Annotated in this window: 17 protein-coding genes and 3 pseudogenes; 6 read left to right on the forward strand and 14 right to left on the reverse strand. The window is 45.9% G+C overall.

The genetic code is table 11. The features are described 5' to 3' along the window. Window positions 1–188: 188 nt before the first annotated feature. From rplU to cgtA, 3 genes are all read left to right on the forward strand, one after another. Window positions 189–500 carry a 50S ribosomal protein L21 gene (gene rplU / locus V6N89_RS02815; protein ID WP_012517169.1) on the forward strand — a complete coding sequence of 104 codons (312 nt, stop codon included), beginning with the start codon at window positions 189–191 and terminating at the stop codon, window positions 498–500. A gap of 15 nt (window positions 501–515) precedes the next feature. After that, entirely contained in the window at window positions 516–773 is a 258-nt protein-coding gene (rpmA, locus tag V6N89_RS02820) for a 50S ribosomal protein L27 (RefSeq protein WP_012517170.1), read from the forward strand. Window positions 774–919: 146 nt separating this feature from the next. Beyond that, a complete protein-coding gene (gene cgtA, locus V6N89_RS02825; RefSeq protein WP_346993370.1) occupies window positions 920–2098 on the forward strand; it encodes an Obg family GTPase CgtA in 1179 nt (392 codons plus the stop codon). 78 nt (window positions 2099–2176) lie between these two features. Here cgtA and V6N89_RS02830 read toward each other — a convergent pair whose 3' ends face one another. Next, window positions 2177–3550 (reverse strand): alpha/beta hydrolase family protein, encoded by a 1374-nt coding sequence (locus tag V6N89_RS02830; RefSeq protein WP_346993371.1) that lies wholly within the window; start codon window positions 3548–3550, stop codon window positions 2177–2179. Window positions 3551–4040: 490 nt separating this feature from the next. On the opposite strand from V6N89_RS02830, the gene V6N89_RS02835 reads away from it, so the two are divergent. Genes V6N89_RS02835 through folA form a run of 3 tightly spaced genes read left to right on the forward strand, consistent with a single transcriptional unit; the run spans window position 4041 to window position 6644 of the window. Then, window positions 4041–5348, forward strand: coding sequence for a methyl-accepting chemotaxis protein (locus V6N89_RS02835; RefSeq protein WP_346993372.1), 1308 nt, complete (start codon window positions 4041–4043; stop codon window positions 5346–5348). 58 nt (window positions 5349–5406) lie between these two features. Then, window positions 5407–6105, forward strand: a complete 699-nt coding sequence (locus tag V6N89_RS02840; RefSeq protein WP_346993772.1) for a methyl-accepting chemotaxis protein — start codon at window positions 5407–5409, stop codon at window positions 6103–6105. 38 nt (window positions 6106–6143) lie between these two features. After that, window positions 6144–6644, forward strand: a complete 501-nt coding sequence (folA, locus tag V6N89_RS02845; RefSeq protein ID WP_338520066.1) for a type 3 dihydrofolate reductase — start codon at window positions 6144–6146, stop codon at window positions 6642–6644. Between the two features lie 97 nt (window positions 6645–6741). Here folA and rpoS read toward each other — a convergent pair whose 3' ends face one another. The 13 genes and pseudogenes from rpoS to V6N89_RS02910 all read right to left on the reverse strand — a co-directional run bounded on the left by rpoS (window position 6742) and on the right by V6N89_RS02910 (window position 17052). Further along, window positions 6742–7734, reverse strand: coding sequence for an RNA polymerase sigma factor RpoS (gene rpoS / locus V6N89_RS02850; protein WP_338520067.1), 993 nt, complete (start codon window positions 7732–7734; stop codon window positions 6742–6744). 75 nt (window positions 7735–7809) lie between these two features. After that, entirely contained in the window at window positions 7810–8676 is an 867-nt protein-coding gene (locus V6N89_RS02855) for a peptidoglycan DD-metalloendopeptidase family protein (RefSeq protein ID WP_338520069.1), read from the reverse strand. A 1-nt stretch (window position 8677) separates the two neighbouring features. Beyond that, a pseudogene (locus V6N89_RS02860) lies at window positions 8678–9258 on the reverse strand (YqaA family protein). Beyond that, window positions 9255–9890 (reverse strand): protein-L-isoaspartate(D-aspartate) O-methyltransferase, encoded by a 636-nt coding sequence (locus V6N89_RS02865; protein ID WP_338520071.1) that lies wholly within the window; start codon window positions 9888–9890, stop codon window positions 9255–9257. The pseudogene V6N89_RS02860 and the gene V6N89_RS02865 overlap by 4 nt, the downstream one beginning before the upstream one ends. Before the next feature lie 47 nt (window positions 9891–9937). Further along, window positions 9938–10682 (reverse strand): annotated as a pseudogene (gene surE / locus V6N89_RS02870) (5'/3'-nucleotidase SurE). Window positions 10683–10693: 11 nt separating this feature from the next. Next, the gene (truD, locus tag V6N89_RS02875) at window positions 10694–11779 is read right to left on the reverse strand and encodes a tRNA pseudouridine(13) synthase TruD (RefSeq protein WP_338520072.1); all 1086 of its coding nucleotides are present in this window, start codon (window positions 11777–11779) and stop codon (window positions 10694–10696) included. Beyond that, on the reverse strand, window positions 11776–12249 hold the full coding sequence (gene ispF, locus V6N89_RS02880; RefSeq protein ID WP_338520074.1) for a 2-C-methyl-D-erythritol 2,4-cyclodiphosphate synthase: 474 nt from the start codon (window positions 12247–12249) through the stop codon (window positions 11776–11778). Before ispF ends, truD begins: the two co-directional genes overlap by 4 nt. Then, window positions 12240–12991, reverse strand: a pseudogene (ispD, locus tag V6N89_RS02885) (2-C-methyl-D-erythritol 4-phosphate cytidylyltransferase). Before ispD ends, ispF begins: the two are co-directional and overlap by 10 nt. A gap of 5 nt (window positions 12992–12996) precedes the next feature. Next, window positions 12997–13287, reverse strand: a complete 291-nt coding sequence (gene ftsB / locus V6N89_RS02890) for a cell division protein FtsB (RefSeq protein WP_338520203.1) — start codon at window positions 13285–13287, stop codon at window positions 12997–12999. A gap of 163 nt (window positions 13288–13450) precedes the next feature. After that, complete coding sequence (locus tag V6N89_RS02895; protein ID WP_338520076.1) at window positions 13451–13783, reverse strand: hypothetical protein; 333 nt, start codon at window positions 13781–13783, stop codon at window positions 13451–13453. After that, window positions 13767–14018, reverse strand: coding sequence for a hypothetical protein (locus V6N89_RS02900; protein WP_346993373.1), 252 nt, complete (start codon window positions 14016–14018; stop codon window positions 13767–13769). The genes V6N89_RS02895 and V6N89_RS02900 overlap by 17 nt, the downstream gene beginning before the upstream one ends. Next, window positions 14003–15169: a TIGR03545 family protein gene (locus V6N89_RS02905; RefSeq protein ID WP_346993374.1), complete on the reverse strand. Its 1167-nt coding sequence runs from the start codon at window positions 15167–15169 to the stop codon at window positions 14003–14005. The genes V6N89_RS02900 and V6N89_RS02905 overlap by 16 nt, the downstream gene beginning before the upstream one ends. A 260-nt stretch (window positions 15170–15429) precedes the next feature. Beyond that, entirely contained in the window at window positions 15430–17052 is a 1623-nt protein-coding gene (locus V6N89_RS02910; RefSeq protein ID WP_338520079.1) for a methyl-accepting chemotaxis protein, read from the reverse strand. Between the last annotated feature and the right edge of the window lie 366 nt (window positions 17053–17418).

Raw genomic sequence — 17418 nt, forward strand, 5'->3', positions numbered from 1 at the left:
TTCATTTTTTTGCGCTATTTATTGCTTTTAAAGCTGCATCAAATGGGCAATTCAGGCATAATTCCACCCATGTTGGAAAAATAATCATTTTTTCTGCGAATCGGGCTTGTGATTTACGGATGTTTCACGTACAATTCGCGCCCTGTTTTTTGAATTGAAGCGTCAGTGGACGCAGAGCGGAGTTAACTATGTACGCGGTTTTCCAAAGTGGCGGTAAACAACACCGTGTGGCCGAAGGCCAAACCGTTCGTCTTGAAAAAATCGAAGTAGCCCCAGGCGAAACGGTTGAATTTGACAAAGTTTTAATGGTAAGCAACGGTGACGACGTAAAAATCGGCACACCAATCGTTGCTGGTGGTAAGGTGACAGCTGAGGTTGTTACACACGGTCGTGGCGATAAAGTAAAAATCGTTAAGTTCCGTCGTCGTAAGCATTCTCGTAAGCAAGCGGGTCACCGTCAGTGGTTCACGGAAGTGAAAATCACTGGTATCAACGCATAATAGGAGCACGAACACATGGCACACAAAAAAGCTGGTGGTAGTACCAAAAACGGTCGTGATTCAGAAAGTAAACGCCTAGGTGTTAAGCGCTTTGGTGGTGAATCTGTTCTTGCTGGTAACATCATTGTTCGTCAACGTGGTACACGTTTCCACGCTGGTGACAACATGGGTATCGGTAAAGACCACACGTTGTTTGCACTAAAAGACGGTAAAGTTCAGTTCGACGTTAAAGGACCGAAGAACCGTAAATTTGTAAGCATCGTTGCTGAGTAAGCGCGAAAGCTTCTCGCCGAACAGGCTTAGAAAAACCCCGCGCAAGCGGGGTTTTTTGTTTTAACGCGCTTAGGCGCATTATGGTGTAAACTTAGTATTTGCATTAGTAAGTTAATAACCCACGGCATTACAGCCCGGAGTGATAAATGAAATTTGTAGATGAAGCTGAAATTCGCGTTGAAGCCGGCGACGGTGGAAACGGTACCATTGGCTTTAGAAGGGAAAAATACGTACCTAAAGGTGGCCCAGATGGCGGCGACGGTGGTGACGGCGGCAGTGTATATCTACAAGCCGATGAAAACCTGAATACATTGATCGATTATCGTTTTGAGCGTTTTCACCGTGCAGAGCGAGGCCAGAACGGTCAAGGCGGCAACTGTATCGGTAAAAAAGGTAAAGACCTTACGGTTATGGTACCGGTAGGTACACGTGCTACTGACAGCGATACAGGCGAAGTATTGGGCGACCTTACGCGCCATGAGCAAAAGCTTAAAGTCGCGCAAGGCGGTTTTCACGGCTTAGGTAATGCCCGTTTTAAAAGCAGTACTAACCGTGCGCCACGCCAAAAGACCAATGGTACGCCTGGCGAAATTCGCAACCTAAAGCTTGAGTTAATGCTACTTGCTGATGTGGGGCTTTTAGGTATGCCAAATGCCGGCAAATCGACCTTTATTCGCTCGGTTTCTGCTGCAAAGCCAAAAGTAGCTGACTATCCATTTACTACGCTTGTACCTAACCTAGGTGTTGTGCGCCAAGATTCTCAGCGTAGTTTTGTTGTTGCTGATATTCCGGGTCTTATTGAAGGTGCTGCAGACGGCGCGGGCCTTGGTATTCGCTTCCTCAAACACCTTGAGCGCTGCCGTATTTTGCTACATGTGGTTGATATTTTCCCGGTAGACGAGAGCGACCCGGCTGAAAATGCAAAAGCCATTATTGAAGAGCTAGAAAAATACAGCCCAAAACTGGCTGAAAAGCCACGTTGGCTTGTTTTTAACAAAGTCGATTTGTTGCTTGAAGAAGAAGCCGAAGAACGCTGCCAAGCAGTCATTGACGCGCTAGGCTGGGAAGGCCCGGTATACCAGATTTCAGCGTTCCAAAAAATGAACCTCGACCCGCTGTGCAATGATGTTATGGACTTCATTGAAACGCTTCCTGCTGAATTAGAACAGGAAGAAGAGAAGAAAGAGGTAGAGTTCAAGTGGGATACGTATCATAAGAATACGTTAGAAGCCCACGATGAATTTGAAGGCGATTTAGGCGATGACCTAGATGACGATGATTGGGACGAAGACGACTACGACGTAGAAGTAGAATATCGTCGCTAGCCCATACCGAATGTAGTTAAGAAAAGCACGTTATCATGTACGTGCTTTTTTATTGCCTGTTGACATGTGAGAGGTAGATTAGCGCAGTGGTGCAACATCATTTTGCTGCTGAAAGTAATTCACTACGTCTTGAAAATAGCTTTCGACATAGTGGGTGTAGGTACGTTTTCCTTCAGCGTCAGTGGTGTACATCACATTGCCGTGCTCGGCGCCAGGGTACACCGTAAAGTCAATAGGCAGGCCTTGGCTTTTAAGCGCTGCTAAATCTTGGGCTGTTTCTGGAGTTGGCAGGCTTGTATCTTCCCCAGCCAAAAGCCACAGCGATGGTGTGTTGAGTGTAGATAATGTCTCTAGCGGCTGGTAGGTGCGATTAAAGCCTGGGCCCTTGCTGTCACCGCGCTTCCATTGGGTATACCACTTCCAACCTATATCTGGCATTAAACCTACCAATGGATGCGTTAGTTTTGATGAAACGAAGCCCAGCATCGAGTCAGAATTTGCGATAACCTTAAACCACTCTGCGTCTTGGTATTTATCTTTCAGCGCTAAAAGTTCATCCCAGGCCGCTTCATTGTGATACACCACTATTTGAGTAATAAGCGCGTTAATCTCATCGGCGTAGCCAATTTCTTTTTCTCCATAGCTGTTGTCGATAAGACGCTTTACATAACCCCAGCGGTCTTCTCTGGAGGTAGGTACTGATGTACCAAAAGCGATAATGTAAGACTGAATATTAATTTCTTTCGCTACCAATGGTGCTATCCAGCCGCCCTGGCTAAAGCCTAATAGATTTACCTTTTCCATATCAATATTATGTTCTGACCTAAGGTAGTTAATTGCCGCTACAGTATCACCCGCCAAGGTTGGAAAGTGCTGAGTGTATTCTCCTTCTGAGCCACCAGTGCCACGCTTATCATATTTGAACCCTGCAATACCATTGGCGGCTAGCAAATAGGGCCACTGGTAGTAGTCAACCGCACTTGATGACTCAGAACCATGTACTGTCACTACAACAGGGAAGGGGCCTTTGCCTTCTGGTAGCGTGAGCTCTCCTCGCAACATAAGGTCACCACTTTTAAACATAACGGTCTTTCGTACAAGAGGGAGCTTGGTAAGCACTTTTGACACGCCATCTTGAGTCCATTTGGCTGCAATAATCTCTTGTTTATCATCGTAGTGAAAATCACCAGTGGCGAAAAAGTCGGTGGAGCCAAACCCTTTTGCTATGTTAAAACCATCTTCTTGGGTGTAGTACAGCGAATAAGGCTCTCCATTGTCATAATTTAGCATTCTAATACGCGTTTCATTTGAAGGGGAGAGCGAAAAAAGGGTGCCATCTTCAAACCGATAAGCCCCGCTAACACTGGTATCTAATTTGATGGCTTGATTTGATGTGCAGGCGCCTGTTGCCAATAGTATTAACAATAATATTGTCGTATTAAGCCGCGTCATAAAAGTACTCCATTGATGGTTATCCATAGCTATAGTCAGCGCGTATTAATGCCCTTATGACTGCGATGTTTATCAATGTACAAATCAATAGTTAGGCCAATATTTATGTGGCTGTTTTTATTGCGTTTTTGTTTTAAGTAGATGGTTTTGCGCAAGGTGGTGTTCATTAGCGTACACCAAAGCGTTCGAAACTGGACATTTTGGGAACACAAGAAGTGATTATTCAAACCGTCTTTCAACCGCAGATGGCTTTTCGTTAGCAATATTGGAAGGGCGGGGTTAACGGCGCGTCATACAGTTATACTTAAGTCTAGTTTTGCTCTTAAATCGTGTGATTACTTCGTTATTCACTTGCCATAGCACCCGCGTGAACTATACATAAATATTACTTCTATTCGTTCTGCTTAGTTGCTGTTAGTAGTCATTACAGCAAGCGCTGAGTTTATATTGTTTTAAAGCGTCATTCCCACACATGAAATAGGATGTATTGATGCGTAGTAACCCTTCTGTTTTTAACAACCTGCCTATACGCTATAAAGTTTTTGCATCCCCCGTCGCTATTTTGGCTTTGCTATCTATGTTGGTAGTCGTGGTATTTCTAAACTTAAGCGCCGTAGAAAAAGGCATTAAGGGAATTTCTGAAGATCTGGCGCCAGATGCCAATACGGCTAACCGTATATCAGAGTATTTGTTGCTAAAGCGCATCACGGTAAAAGAGTATGTGCGTACTTCACAGCAAAGTGCGGTAGAGGCATTCGATACCTCAGCAACGCAACTAATTAACATGCGAAAAAAAGCACGAGCAGACTTTTCCAACCCTGAAAGGGTGGCCTTGCTCAATGAGTTAGATAAACTGGACGAGCAATACAATAGCGCTTTCTACAACACCGTTATTCCTAAGATGGACATGCGTCACGATATCGTGACCAATACTCTAAACGTTAACGGCCCCAAAATTGAACGAAGTCTTACCAAGGCTATCAACCTTGCTTACGAGTCAGGTAACAGCGATACCACCTATTATTCAAGCAATAGTTTGCGGGCACTGCTGCTTGCACGTATTTATGTATTTAAATTTTTAGATACAAACGATGAGCCATCCGCCCAGCGGGTGCGTGCAGAGCTTGCCAGCGCGCTAAAAAGCATTGAAGATTTATTGTCTATTGTGAATGAAGGCCCAGAATACGCTCTGTTAGTTGAAACCCAACAAGATATTGAAAATTATCGGCAAGGGTTTGAGCGCGTAGTCACGGTGATATACGAGCGCAATGAAGCCATTAACACTATTCTTGACGTCAACGGCCCAAAAGCGGCCGATATTACCGCCAGGCTCAGTGAAAGTGTGTTCAATTCTATGAATGAGCAAGGTGATATCGCTGAGGCATCGCTAGTAGATACTCGGTACATTGCTATTTCGCTGTGGCTTTGTAGCGTTTTGCTAGGCGCCATCGTTACGTGGTGGTTGGCCCGTATGATTACCGTTCCTATTATGTCAGCACGATCGGTGCTTTTTAAAATGGAACGAGACAATAACTTAACTCAACGTTTACCCGTTTTTGGCAATGATGAAATAGGTCAGCAGGCCACCAGTATAAATGCATTTGTAAGCAAGCTTGAAGGCCTAATTGGCGACATCACCAAGGCTTTTGATATCCTCTCTGAGGCGACAGAGAGAATGTCAGTATTGATTAATGACAGTCAAAAATATTCGAAACAACAAGCTGAAGAAACGGCAAATGTTGCCTCGGCAGTCAATCAACTCTCCAGCACTGTGACTAGGCGTAGCCCAAAACGCTGAGCAGGCATCAGACAGTGCAACTGCTGCAGATACCCAAGCGTTATCTGGTCATCGCAAAATAGACGAAACACTAAGCAGCGTGAATCATCTTGATGAAGATTTGTCAGGGTCAGCAGCGGTCATTGAAAGTCTGCACACCAGTAGTCGTGACATTGCATCAATGGTAGATGTCATTAAAAGTATTGCTGAACAAACAAATTTACTGGCACTCAATGCAGCCATCGAAGCGGCGCGAGCTTACGATCAAGGGCGAGGATTCGCTGTAGTTGCTGATGAGGTTCGCTCGTTAGCACAGCGCACGCAAGACTCTACTCAAGAAATTGAAGAGTCAGTTGCCATAGTGCAGCAAGGCGTCGAGAAAGCCGTTAGGAGTATTACAGAGAATAAGCTATTGGCATCGGATTTGGTGGAGAAAGCCAAGTCTGCGGCAAACGCACTTAAAGAAATATCTTCGTCGGTATCGTCTATTTCCAGCTTAAATACGTCTATCGCAACAGCGGCTGAACAGCAAAACATTGTGGTCAATGAACTTAATGTGAGTATTCAAAGCATAGATGATAACGCCAGTGAGGTGTCGGCCACGGCGCAGCAAATCTCTCAATCGAGCGAGGAACTGAAAACACTGGAGGTCACGGTTAAAAAACAACTGGAGCAATTTCAAATAGACAGCTCGGTCGTAGTTGACAGCGTACAGGCAATAAAAACGCGCGAACCGAAAATCTTACGCGAATTTATACCCAATTTTTCCGGCGGATAATGTAGTATAGCCAGCCTAGTAAAAGAGGGTGACCGTGTATGAAGTTATCAATGATTGCCGCCATGGCAAACAACCGCGTAATTGGCGCCGACAATGATATGCCGTGGCATTTACCAGCAGACCTAAAGCACTTTAAAGCAGTAACCTTAGGAAAGCCCGTTATTATGGGGCGAAAGACCTACGAGTCTATTGGTAAGGCCTTACCGGGTCGCCCCAACATTGTGATTACAGGTAATAGTGAATACAGCTTATCAGATGCTACTGTGGTGGACTCGCCAGAATCAGCACTCGAGGTGGCAAAAGCGCTAAGCCCACAGACCAATGAAATTATGGTTATTGGTGGCGGAACTATCTATCAGTCATTTCTCGATAAAGCTGACACACTTTATCTTACGTTTATCGATTTAGATGTAGCGGGTGATACGCAATTTCCAGATTATGAAGCAGCTACAACGTGGAATGAAACAGCGCGAGAAGCGTTTGAACCTGACGACAAAAACCCACATGCATATAGCTTTGTTACGCTAGCGCGAGCATAGAATAAAGCGAAGCTAGGGGTTTATTTACGCAGCGCAAACAACAAAAAGCCAGCATTTACGCTGGCTTTTTGTCTCCTTTAGGGGAATTTTTTACAGGTTATTTCATTTGGTCGAATAAACTTTCTAGTGAAAGCCCTTGGTGACCAAGCATATCGCGCAAGCGGCGCAATGCCTCTACTTGAATTTGGCGAACACGTTCACGTGTTAAGCCAATTTCAGCACCCACGTCCTCTAATGTAGAAGGTTCGTAGCCCATCAGACCAAAGCGTCGTGCTAATACTTCACGTTGTTTAGGGTTTAACTCTTCAAGCCAAGAAATAATATTGGTTTTGATGTCAGAGTCTTGAAGACTTTCTTCAGGGCTAAACTCTTTTTCGTCTGCAATAATATCTAATAAAGCTTTATCGTTTTCGCCACCAATAGGGGTGTCTACCGAAGTAATGCGTTCGTTTAAACGCAGCATTTTGGTCACATCTTCCACTGGTTTATCAAGGGCTAATGCAATTTCTTCAGCAGTTGGCTCGTGATCGAGTTTTTGCGAAAGTTCGCGCGAAGCACGCAAATAAACATTAAGCTCTTTTACCACGTGAATAGGCAGGCGAATGGTGCGCGTTTGGTTCATTATTGCGCGCTCGATTGTCTGGCGAATCCACCATGTGGCGTACGTTGAAAAGCGGAACCCACGTTCCGGGTCAAATTTCTCGACTGCGCGAATTAAACCCAGGTTACCTTCTTCAATAAGGTCTAATAGTGCGAGTCCACGGTTGTTGTATCGGCGAGCAATTTTCACCACAAGGCGAAGGTTACTCACAATCATGCGTTTACGCGAGGCTTCACAGCCTTTCAGTGAGCGGCGTGCAAAATAAACTTCTTCTTCTGCGGTAAGCAGTGGCGAAAAGCCAATCTCACCAAGATAAAGCTGTGTTGCATCCAAGTTTTTAGGTTGGTCATCCTGACTGAAAATAGCATCATCGCTTTCCAGTTCAGCGTCGTTCGTTAAGGTCTCGTCAGCCTTCATATCAGCTGGCGCATCGATGACTTCTAAGTCATCTTGAGGTTTTGATTCTAAGGTTTTCGTTGATTTACCCATGGTGAATCTCCTGCTACAAGGTTTACCTTATGACGTATCTCCTTTCTGCGTTCTTCTTATTATTTATTGTTGTTATTATTGCTTTGGCAGGTATTTCATCGGGTCTAACGATTTCCCTCTATACCTCACTTCAAAATGAAGTTTTACCGAATTAGTGCCGCTGCTACCCATTTTGGCTATTGTTTGGCCTGCAGACACCCATTCTCGCTCTTTCACAACTATGGTGTCATTGTAGGCATAGGCACTAAGGAAGGTGTCGGTATGCTTAATTATCACCAAGTTACCGTAACCTCGAAGTGCATTCCCCGAGTAAACAACTTTTCCATCTGCTGCGGCAACCACATTACTGCCTCTTGCCCCAGCGATATCAATTCCTTTGTTGCCAGACTCCGCTTTACTGAAGGTCTCTACTAGCCTACCTTGTGCGGGCCATACCCACTTTTGTACTTTGCTTGGAAAACCGCTTGGCGCTTTATTTTTGACGCTAGCTGACGGCTTCTTGACAGTGGTAACATTTTGTGGGTTAACAACTTTTTCACTTTCACGATACGCCTGTGTTTTTTTGCGGTCAACCACACTTTTGTCTATAGAGGGAGAGGTCGGATCTGTTGACTGTTTAGTCTTGATCGTAGATTTAGCGGGGGCTCTAGCGGTTTGAGGTGGTGCGGTTACACGTAGGATCTGACCGGGGTAGATCGTATAAGGCGCTGATAAACCGTTATATTTTGCAAGATCTTGATAGTCATTTCCGGTAAACCATGCCACTGCAAAAAGCGTGTCGCCACGCTGTACTTTGTAGGTATCTTGTGTAAATTCTTCGCTGCCATCGGCGACTTGACTATTAAGAAGTATGACAGGGGCAGGGGCGGTTCTTCCTGCACAGCCTTGCAGGAAGATAAGTAGGAGGGCAAATATCGCTAAATAATGCGCTTGCCTTGACATATCATCGCAGTATTAAGTATGCCGCAACGGCTATGAGTACCACGGCCCACCCCAGAATTTCAACGTACTGGCGAAGTTTTTGCTCCATGGCTGCACCACCCCAGCGCATCAAGGCGGCAACCAAAAAGAACCGCGCGCCTCGTCCAATGGCAGAAGCAATAACAAACGGGATAAAGGCCATTTGCAATACGCTTAAGCACTGATGGTGAATATTTTGTAGGGTATAGGAGAGAACCCGGCTAAGAACACCACCCAAATGCCGTATTCTTCAAACCAATTCATGGTGGTTTCAAGTTTATGGGTATAACCCCAACTCTCAATAAGCGGCGCCAGCCACGCATCAAACGCAAAATAACCTAACCAATAACCTGCGATGCCACCGAGAATAGACGCAACTGTCGTAATAAAAGCGAATTGCCATGCGCGGCTGGGTTGCGACAACGCCATTGGGGCAAGCATAACATCGGGTGGGATAGGGAAGAACACAGATTCCGAGAAGCTTAGACCACTCAAATACTTGGTTGCGTGACGATGTCTCGCCCAGCGCAATGCCATGTCATAACACGGCTCAAAAAGCTTCACATTAGCTCTCCTGCAACAAGGGGAACAAACCTCACCGATTCTATGGTCGTGGTTTTGAGCTCACCTTCAATCCTATCTATACACAGCAACGACTGTTGTTCGTTACCTACGGGGATAATTAATCTTCCACCTTCTTTTAGCTGATCACATAAATCTTGGGGAAGACTTGCTGCGGCAGCAGTTACGATAATCGCATCGTAAGGTCCTTTAGATGCCCAGCCTTTCCAACCATCACCGTGTTTCATTGCAATATTATGAAGGTCGAGCTGGTTCATTCTTCGCTTGGCTTGAAATTGAAGTGACTTAATACGCTCTACGCTAAATACTTTGGCAAACAGTTGCGCCAAAATGGCAGTTTGGTAGCCAGAACCCGTGCCGATTTCGAGTACTTTTTCTGGCTTATTTGGGCTATCTAGCAGCAGTTCAGTCATTTTCGCGACAATGTACGGCTGTGAGATAGTCTGCCCCTGACCGATGGGCAAAGCAGTATTTTGATAAGCCTTATGCTTTAACGTATCGGGCAAAAAGCCCTCTCGCGGCGTACCCGCAATGGCGTTTAAAACTGCTTGTGAACGTATTCCTTCGTTATAAAGCAGCTGTGCTAACGCGTCTCCTTTTCTAGAAGCTCTCATGATGTTGCGTACTTTCCTTTATTCTTATTTACAGCTACGCGTATGTATTATTTTGCGAGCCACGCTTTCATATTATCTAAACTTTGATAGGCAGTCATGTCTACACTTAACGGTGTCACCGAACAATAACCGTTAGCAATAGCATGAAAATCGGTGCCAGGACCAGCATCTTGTTCACTTCCTGCGGGTCCATACCAATATACGGTTCGCCCGAAAGGGTCGCTATCTTCTATCATAGGTTCTGCACGGTGCCGTCGGCCTTGGCGAGTCACCTCTATACCCTTAAGCTCATCATACGGCACGTCGGGCACATTAACATTAAGTATCTGATTAGCTAAGCAATGGGTGAGAGATAAGCTTTTCAATGATATCCAGAACCACTTTGGCCGCTGTTTCAAAGTGCTTACCTTCCTTGCTGGTTAGCGACACCGCTATTGCGGGGAGCCCCATGTAGCGTCCTTCAGTTGCCGCGGCTACCGTGCCAGAGTATACAACGTCATCACCCAAATTAGCGCCGTGATTAATACCAGACACAACAAGCTCAGGGTCGCGTTCAAGCACTTTGCTAATGCCTAAGTGCACACAGTCTGATGGCGTGCCTGTTACCGAGTAAAACCCGCTGTCCATTTTCTGAAGTCGCAACGGCTGATGAAGCGACAGTGCATTACTTGCGCCACTGCAGTTTCTATCTGGGGCCACTACTGTAACATCGTGGGCTTGTGCCAGGGTGGCGTGAAGCACACTTAACCCTTTTGCAAACACGCCATCGTCATTACTCATCAGAATTTTCATTGAGACCTCAATTACACACGGTTAATTGGAGATAGTGTTTCGACGCATTCGCGCAATACCGACGTTGCAAAACAACCGCTAGGTAGCGCAAACGAAATAGTAAATGTATCACCCTTACTCTGCCATTCAAGCTGCGAAGGCCAGATTTTAATTGCACGTCGCTCCTGCTCAAATCCGCACTGACTTAAAAAGTCGATGACTTCGCTATTGTGCTGGGCAACCTCGTTTTCTAATGCTTGTGCGTCATGTGCGGCAAGCATGTCGCCTTTACCCCAAAGCGGTGCCGACGGACAAACGTCTTTATCGTCAAAACGCGCTTGTGCGCGAAGATGACGCTCGTCTTCACTGTCGCTATCGTAAATAAAGAAGCTATTCGAACCAGATAGTACCAGCGCATCGCCATTGATGACGCTATCAAAACAGCCTTTTTCTAGTCGGCTAGATAGCATCTCGTTGAACAACCAGCTGCGCAGTGCAGAAAGTGCCATTGAACGTTTATTGCGATGACGAATGGTTTCGCCATTCACCATACGCTCGGCCATGACGAGATTTCCACCACGCTGTACCTCGCCCATATCATTAAGACGCATAACGCCAAAACGTTGCTCACCGTAATAGTTAGGCACGCCGTGTTTGGCAATTTCTTCAAGTCGAACTTCAATGGCTTCAGGGTGCATCACTTGGCGAAGTGTAATTGTAAAGTGGTTGCCTTTAAGCTGGCCCGTGCGCAGTTTCTTGTTATGTCTTACTTGTTTAAGCACGCGAACGCCTTCTAATTCGAAGGTGCTAAAGTCAAAATCAGGTTTGCCAGGCGCATGAATGCCAAACCACTGTTGCGTAACAGCGTATTTGTCCTTTCTGCCAGCGTACGTAATTTGGCGAAGCGGTAAATTAACAAACCGCGCCAGTTGCTCAGCAACATATGCCGTGTTGGTATTGGTTTTTTCAACAAAAATAAATTGATGCTCACCTTCACCACAAGGCTCGTAGCCTAAGTCTTCAACAACTTGAAAGTCATCGGCTTGAAACTTAAAAATTCCCGTAGAAACGGGTTTGTCGAAATAATACAGCCAATGGTCAGTATGTAACGGTTTCATAGTTTTTCTAGCAGCACCACTGCGTGAGCAGCAATACCTTCCTTGCGTCCGGTGTAACCTAATTTTTCAGTCGTCGTTGCTTTCACATTAACATCGTCAATATGCACACCACAGTCTTCAGCTATTAGCGCTCTCATGGTGTCAATGTGCGTCGCCATTTTGGGCGCTTGCGCCACGATAGTCATGTCAGCATTACCCAGCGTATAGCCTTTTTCTTTCACTACACTCACTACGTGACGAAGCAACACGCGGCTGTCTGCGCCTGCATAGGCGTCGTCAGTGTCAGGGAAGTGTTTGCCAATATCGCCAAGGGCTGCTGCACCAAGCAAAGCATCACAAAGTGCGTGAAGTAAAACGTCACCATCTGAATGAGCAAGTAGACCTTGATCATAATCTATCTTCACACCACCAATAGTAATGGGGCCGTCGCCTCCAAATTTATGTACGTCGAATCCGTGTCCTATTCGCATGTTGGTTGTGCCTTTTTTTGCAACGCAGTGTTGTCACGCGTCTCTAATTTCTGTCGTAAATAAAATTCAGCTAGGGGTAAGTCTGCTGGGTGCGTAACTTTAATATTGGCGGGGCTGCCGCTTACCATTGCTACTTTGTACCCGGCAAGCTCTATGGCAGAAGCTTCGTCGGTAATCGTCGCGCCGTTGGCTAAACCTTCGTGTAAGGCTCTCTTTAATAAGTCGGCTGGGAAAAGCTGCGGCGTTAATGCATGCCATAAATTAGTACGCTCTTCAGTGTGAGCAATTATCTCAATAGGTTCGCCAGAGGGGGCGGCGCGCTTCATTGTATCGCGTACTGGCGTGGCAAGAATGCCGCCAGCCACACTCTCGTTTTGCATAACATCAAGCAAAGCGGAAATGTCGTCGTCTTCCACACAAGGCCGAGCCGCATCGTGGACCAGTGCCCACGTAGTATCATCTAATTCTGCAATGCCATTTAACACACTGTCGGCACGTTCTTTTCCACCTTGAACTACCGTTATGCGTTCGTTATCAAGGTGAAGCGAGTCAAAATAAGCGTCACCTAAGCACTAATGGCCACAACAACATGGTCTATTTTAGGGTGGTGTAGCAAGGTGTCGATAGTGTGTTCAAGAATGGTCTTGCCCCCAATTTGTAGATATTGTTTGGGGCGGTCGGCTTGCATACGGCTGCCAACTCCAGCTGCGGGGATAACCGCAACAACGCGCGGGGTAGTCATGTTACTCACTTAGTGTCTGCTGGTAAAATGCGGTAAAAAGTTTCACCTTTCTTAATTAGCCCAAGCTCATTTCTTGCGCGCTCTTCAATGGCTTCAAGGCCAATTTTTAAGTCATTAATGTCGGCCTTTAGCAGCGCGTTACGCTGTGCAAGATTGGCATTTTGAAGTGCTTGGGCCTGTACTTCTTGTTTGCGATTGAAGTAATCGGGGATACTGTTTTTGCCGAACCACAGGCGATATTGCAAAAGTGACAACAGCACTAACAATACAATAGGAAGCCATTTACCTTGCAACACACATTCACCTGAAAGTTGGTTTAGCATAAACGCAGAGGTCGTTTTCTCTGCAATACCCACATTATGCCGCGAACGCGCCCTGAGTCAAAGGCGCATCGCAGCAAAAAATGTAAATAGTCACTTACCTTAGTGAGTTCCATGCAGTGCATCGCACTCGCGCGTGTTACTCACCTTGACCAAATTTGCCCTTAAGTTTATCCAACAGCTTGTTTTTTTGCTGCTCTACTACGTTGTCTAGTTTTGCTTGCAGCAGCTCTTGTAGTGCAGCGTTGTCACCTTGAGCTGCGCTCAGCATGCTGTTTACATCTACCAATTCGCCAGACAGCAAAGACTGCTGATTGCCAATCATGCTATTAAGCTTGTTGTTCAACTCGTCGAGTTTACCCTTTTGACTGTCGGTAAGTTGTGATAGTGCAGCCTGGGCTAATTGGTTGTCCAAATCTGACTTAATGTTAAAACCCGGGTTAGACAGGGTGCCGTCAAGTAGCATCGTCATATTTAAACTGCTCAAGCCTTGCAACGCTTTTGCGATTGCACTTGTGATGTCGCTTGTACCGGCTCGCTTCCATAACCAGCTTCTGCAGGTCGACTTCGCCAGTCCCCGAAAGCATGTTGTCTGTCACCGTCATCGAGCCCGTCGTTTTCATTAACGCTGACTTAAGCACTGCGTTAAGCGCTTCGTTGGTACTAAACGACACGTCTGACATATTTACGCTTAAGCAAGCTGCCATACCTGACTCGCATCCACGCCGTTTGCATCTATCCAAAACTCACCACTTGAGGTAAATGATTTAAGCAAATCGCCCGCCGCCTCAATGGTAAATGTGGTGGGGTTGCCGAAGACTTCGTGCACATTGGTAATGTTGTTCCATTTACTGGTAATGGACTCGTTTTGCCACAGTACAGAGACATTGGCTTCCTTGACCAAGATTGAAGGGATGTCGGCAGGAGCCTCGCTTTTTTCTTCACCTTGAATAAGTGGCATAACTATTTGTATTGCCGCCATTAAATATTCGGTGTATTCAGCTGCTTTGTCGCCAAAGACAAAATACGTAACTTGCGACAGCGCGGCTTGATCGCCTGCAATCACGCCCTTTAATAATGCATAATCTTCTTTTGGTGCATTTTTTAGTGCTTCTGCGCTGGCACTCAGTGCGGCTTTGGCATCGGATGCTTTTTCAGTAAAGCGTGTAATTAGCGTTCTATCAGCTTGAATTTCTTCTTTTAACTTATCAAACGCTGACTTGGCTTGAACCAGTGCTTGAGGGTCTTTGTAGTCGGTTTCCTTTAACTGCGCAATTTGTGTCTTATAGTAGTCAATGCGCGATTTGTCAGGGAGGGCTTTATAGTCTTCTTTAAGACCTGCACCAAAGGTGTCATATGTCGCTTTAGCCTGCTCAATTGCCGCTGTTGTTTTGAGCGGGTTACGTTCAAGCAACTCATCTACCGAAGGTACGGCCTCTTTTGCCTTAGCTTTCATTTCATCAAATGACAAGGACCGCTCTGGCACGCGATACACCTCTCCAGGAGCCGCGCGCTGGGTATCGAACTGCACCTCAAGAAGATTGAGGTTATTCACAATAACTTCGTCTTTTAGTAAAGGAGCAAGCGCCACATCCGCATTGGCCTCTCCCACAAACACTTGGTTGTAGGCAGGCTTAGTAGGGTTGGTTAGTGCAATGCCCTTGAGGGTAACCGTAGTGGGAAACAAAGAGTGGTCAAATTCGTCAATGTTGACCTCGGCGCCATAAGACTCGCCAAGCTTAGACTCCAAAATTGCTTTGATAATGGTATTGGCAAATAAAAAATAAACTAAAAATACGGTAACGAAAAAGCCACCAACCCATAGTAATACCGGTTTACCCTTGCTGTCGCTACTCATTACCCACTCCTTGATTTAATCTACATTTAGTGCGCTTGCGCCGCGCTGTAATAGAACCATGTTCTGCGACGATACCACTTTGCTACGAAAAGGCCGCCACTTTAGTTTGCCACTTCTTTCTTACAAAACGAAAACGACTTTTCTACGGAAATTCAGTGTAATGTACTGGCATGCAATCTTCCAGCATCGAAGATACAGAAATGCGGCGCTGATCTGGGGCGATAGCACACAGCGCGCCGATAAACGAGTAGTAACGTATTTTACAGCTTGAAGCGATCTGCTATTTCCATGATAGCTAAGCAACTGGCTCGCAAAGCTTGGCTTGCTGATGCTAATTCATCAGCCGTGCGTAAGCCGTTGTCAGCAGCACCTGATAGGGCATTTATACGCATGTTAGCCTCGTTTGCAGCCTCAGCTTGTTGCTCGGTTGCGCGTGCAATCTCGCTACTCATGTTAGTAATTTCAGTCATTAGCCTGTCTGCTTCTTGGAGATTCTGGTTGGCCTGACTGGCAGTATCCACTGTCTTGCTCGATGCCGCCTGGCTTACCTTCACGGCATCAACTGCAGCCTTTGCATGACTTTGCAGCTTTTCTATCATCGCTTGAATTTCGTCGGTGCTTTGTCCAGTTCGACTTGCCAGCGTACGCACTTCATCAGCGACTACCGCAAAACCTCGTCCTTGCTCGCCTGCACGTGCAGCCTCGATAGCCGCATTCAGCGCCAACAAATTAGTTTGTTCTGCAATGCCGCGAATGACATCGAGTACCGCACCAATGCTGTCGGTCTGTGCGGCCAGTTCGGTAACTACTGTACTCACACTTTCTATATCTGTGGTTAGCGAGCGTATGTCGTTGACAGTACTATCTACCGCTTGCGCGCCTTGCTGCACGTTGCTTCGCGCACTGCTGGTGTTATTCTCAGCCGAATCAGTATTATGACTGACTTCATTAATCTGAGACGTCATTTGTTCCATAGCGGCTGCAACTTGCAGCATATTCTCATTTTGATCTTGCGCTTGTTGGTTACTACTTTTGCTCGAATTTTCTACCAGTTCAGCCTGCTGAGTTAATGAGTGAATATTCTCTCGTATTCCCAACAGCGACTGACGCATTTTCTCTGTATATTGGTTGAAATATCGCGCTAAACGGGTGACCTCATCCTGACCGCTTTCAGGCAAGGAACGCGTTAGGTCGCCTTCGCCTTGTGAAATGTCTTTCATACGCTCAGTGACTTCTTGCACAGGTTTAACAATACTGCCGCCAATAACGTAAATAAGCAGTACAACTAACGCTACACTCACCACACAAAACACAATCATAACGTTTCGCATGTGCGCATATTCTTTCTCGAGGTTAGTAAGGTAAATTCCAGACCCAACCGTCCATCCCCAGGGAGAAAATCGTTTTACATACGATATTTTGTCAGTGGGCTCAGTTTCGCCAGGTAAGGGCCAAACATAATCGACAAACCCATCTCCTTTTGATTTCACTAAGCGCGCCATTTCTACAAAAAAGGTATCGCCATTGCCGTCTTTGAACGTGCGTAGATCATCACCCTCCAGTGCGGGCTTGATAGGGTGCATTACCATGCTTGGCGTATCGTCTTGGATCCAAAAGTAGTTATTGCCATCGTAGCGAAGCGCCCTTACGGCCTCCAATGCCTGCTGTTTAGCAACATCTTCACTGATATCTTGTCGGGACTGAAAGCTGCCGAGCATGGTGTGAACGACTTCTACCAAGTGCTGGTTTTCTTCGTAAGACTTTTGCTTGAGTGCGTCAAAATGGCGGTTTAGTACTAAACCTGTGAGCACAATAAACAGCAAAATTATTAAGGCAATAATAATGCCTAGGCGTTGGATCAGGCTGAAATTTCTTAACCACATAGCTACCTACCTACTTGCCATTAAAGGTTTTTATTTTTTTACTAAGTGTAGACGGTTTTTTGAAGTCTTCAGCCTTTCGGTAATTTTTCAAAAAAGCCTGTAAAACGCTCCGTAAACGTACGTGGACTTTCTATTCAGGCTTGTTTGCAAAAACTTTGCTGGTAAGAGCTTGGCAGGAGTTTTTTGTGTGCTAACATCCGCGCGAATTTGGCGTCATCGTGATCTTCATCCATAAGTATAAAGTTAAAAAGAAGACTGATGCGTAATTGTGAAGTTTCGACTTCGCTTGTTTTTTAGCCGCTTCCATGACACCGTGGTGCATCTAACCACGGTGGGAACGCTTTTTTATTACAGCTATTTCTATGA

The sequence above is a fragment of the Alteromonas gracilis genome (assembly GCF_036870955.2).
In the GTDB taxonomy this organism is placed as follows: domain Bacteria; phylum Pseudomonadota; class Gammaproteobacteria; order Enterobacterales; family Alteromonadaceae; genus Alteromonas; species Alteromonas gracilis_A.